The organism is Streptomyces flavofungini, from assembly GCF_041028215.1.
GTDB classification, from domain to species: domain Bacteria; phylum Actinomycetota; class Actinomycetes; order Streptomycetales; family Streptomycetaceae; genus Streptomyces; species Streptomyces flavofungini_B.
Map to the genome: position 1 here is coordinate 1 of NZ_JASKYR010001046.1, position 2,385 is coordinate 2,385.

At 78.2% G+C, this 2,385-nt stretch carries 2 protein-coding genes; one reads left to right on the forward strand and one right to left on the reverse strand.

The genetic code is table 11. The features are described 5' to 3' along the window. Window positions 1-37 precede the first annotated feature (37 nt). Window positions 38-484 carry a DUF5707 domain-containing protein gene (locus AB8Z36_RS38185; protein ID WP_369217963.1) on the reverse strand — a complete coding sequence of 149 codons (447 nt, stop codon included), beginning with the start codon at window positions 482-484 and terminating at the stop codon, window positions 38-40. A 317-nt stretch (window positions 485-801) separates the two neighbouring features. Here AB8Z36_RS38185 and AB8Z36_RS38190 point away from each other — a divergent pair. Then, a partial coding sequence (locus AB8Z36_RS38190) for a sensor histidine kinase (RefSeq protein WP_369217964.1) occupies window positions 802-2,385 on the forward strand: 1,584 nt, incomplete at its 3' end.

Here is a 2,385-nt window from a genome sequence, read left to right on the forward strand (position 1 = left end):
GGTGTGCACCGCGGGGCTTTCCAGGGGTCCGCGGGGCTCAGCGGCCGACGTCGAAGGAGGCCGCGCGCGGCTCGAAGGCGGCCCCGCCGTCCTCGGCCACCGCGCGGACCGCGACGTACCACCGGCCCCGCGCGAGCCGGTCCGCGTCCTCGCCGGTGACCTTCAGCGTGTACGTGCAGCGGGACGTCCCGGCGGCGGTGCTCCGGCACCGCGCGCTCTCCACGTGCCGCAGCTCGGCCTCCGTCGGGTCCAGCTTCGAGCTCGCGGGCCACGGCAGGACCGTCAGGCCCCGGACGCCCGAGCCGTCGTGGACGTCCGCGGTGAACGTGAGCGAGCCGGTGCCGTGCCCGGACGGAGCGGACGGAGCGGTGTAGCGGGCGGAGGCGTGGCTCAGGGACGGCCCGGTGCCGTCCTTCGGGGCGGCCGAGGCGAGCCCGCCGACGGCCACGGCACCGACCACCACGGCACCGACGAGCGAGGACACGACGACGCGCCTGGACGAAGGGACACGCTCGGAGGAAGGGACACGCTTGGACGAAGGGACACGCTCGGACGAAGGGACGCGGAAACGCTCGGACATGGGAGACCCCCAGGAGTGCGGCCGGAATCGGACACTTCGAAGGTAGGTCCGCGCCCGCCCCGGGGGCCTCGGGCCACCGGATGAGCCCCGCCTGCAACCGGAGAGGGAGAACTCCTCCTTCCGCACTCCGCCCCCCACCCGTCTGCACCTCAGGTAAGAGACCCGGATCCCCCTTCGGCCGGAGACGGGCGGTGCGCCACCGCCCCTAGCCTGGTCAGGACATGAGGCGAACCGACGACCGGCTGCTCCCGGTCCTGCTGCTCTGCGCCCAGGCCGCCGTGTGGCCGGGGGCGCGGCTCGTGCGCGGAACCGTGCCGTCCGGGGAGTCCCTCCTCGTATGGGCCCTGGTCGCGGGTGTGGTGGCGGCCGCGCTCGCGCTGCGCGGGGCCCGCCCGGTGACCGCCCTCGCCGTGACCGCCGCCGCCTGCGCGCTCGGCGCGGGCCCGCTGTCCACCGGGGCGACGGCGGTGCTCGGCACCGCGGGCGTCGCGCTGGCCCTCTTCTCCGTGGCGCTCGCGCGGGACACCTTCACCACCGTGCTCTGCGGGGCGTCACTCGCCCTCTGGCAGCTCCTGCACGGCATCGGCCTGCACGGACTCGGCGACCGCGACGGCCTGGGCCTCGTCCTCGCCGCGCTGCTGTACGCCGCCTCGTGCGGCGCCGGAATCCTGCTGCGGCGCACCCGGGCCGCGCGGCGGGCGGCCGAGCGGCGGCTGCGGCGGGCCGAGACCGAACGCCACCGGCTGCCCGCGGCCGAGCGCCGCCGCATGGAGCGGGAGCTGCACGACGTCAGCGCCCACCATCTGACGGCCGTGGTGGTCACCGCGGGCGCGGCGCTCGGGCTGCGCGACCGCCGCCCGGAGCTTGCGGGCGAGGCGCTGGCCTTCGCGGCGGAGACCGGCCGCGAGGTCACCCGCGCGCTCGGCGCGGTACGCGGCCCCGCGCCCTCCCGGGAGGACGGGCCGCCCCCGGCCGCACGCCTCCGCGAGCTGGCCGCGGGGTTCCGCCGCCTCGGCCAGGAGGTGGAGTGCGAGATCGACGCGCTGCCGGAGGGCGGCACGGCGGACGCGGCGTACGGCATCGTGCGCGAGGCGCTGACCAACGTGGCGCGGCACGCGCCCGGCGCCCGTACGAGGGTGGTGTGCCGGTACGGAGAGACCCGTACCGAAGTGGTGGTGACCAGCGCGGCACCGCCCGCAGGGGCGCTGGCGCACGGCGCGGGCCTCGGCGGCGGGCGCGGCACGGCCTTCCTGCGCTCCCGGGCGCGGGAGGCGGGCGGCATGCTGTCCAGCGGTCCCACGGAGTCGGGCGGCTGGGAGGTGCGAGCGGTCCTGCCCGGCAGGACGTCGGCCGGGACCGAGCGGTCCGAGCCCCGGAGCTACCGGGCGGCGCAGCTCGTCGCCGCGGCGGGCCTGGTGCTCCAGCCGCTCCTGCCCGCCCTGGTCATCCGGACGGAGCCGACGCCTGGCGGTGCGGACGTCTCGGCCGGGGTGCTGTTCGCGCTCCTCGCGGCGGCCCAGGCGGTGGCGCTGCTCTGGCTGCGCCGGGCGCCGCGCGCGGCCAGGGCGGCGCTGCTCGTCCTCGCCGCGCTCTGGCCGGTGGCGATGGCGGCGGGCGACTACGCGGGCCCGGCACTGCTCCCGCCCGCCCTGAGCCTGACGGCGACCTGCGCGGCGGCCTTCGCGGCACCTGCCTTTGCGGCGCCCGCCTTTGCGGCGCCCGCCTTTGCGGCGCCCGCCTTTGCGGCGCCCGCCCGCGCACGGCTGCCGCTCGCTTTCTCCTGCGCCGCGGTCGCCGTGCACGCG